This is a genomic window from Aquabacterium sp. A08, from assembly GCF_011742065.1.
The window spans coordinates 1-317 of the sequence record NZ_JAAQQT010000038.1; the positions used below are offsets into that span (position 1 = coordinate 1).

The 317-nt window shown below is 68.5% G+C and carries 1 protein-coding gene; it reads right to left on the reverse strand.

Annotated elements, in window-relative coordinates; genetic code table 11:
* Positions 1-317, reverse strand: a 317-nt coding sequence (locus HA630_RS00220) for an aminotransferase class I/II-fold pyridoxal phosphate-dependent enzyme (RefSeq protein ID WP_166831976.1), incomplete at both ends; no start/stop codon positions are given.

A 317-nucleotide genomic window follows, 5' to 3' on the forward strand; every position in this document is an offset into this window, starting at 1 on the left:
TGCAGGGTGGCGTCCTGCTTGGCAAAGCAAAAGCGCACCACGCGCTGGTCGAAGCCGTTGCCGTAAAACGCCGACAGCGGGATGGCCGCCACCCCCACCTCGCGCGTCAGCCACTGGCAGAAATCGGCCTCGGGCAGGTCGCGTTCGGGCACGGCCAGCTGACTGTAATCCACGCACTGGAAGTAAGTGCCCTCGCACGGCAGCAGCCGAAAGCGCGTGCCCGCCAGCCCGGCGCGGAACCGGTCGCGCTTGGCTTGGTAGAACCCTGGCAGTTGCAGGTAGGGCGCCGGGTCGGCCATGTAGGCGGCCAGGGCGTG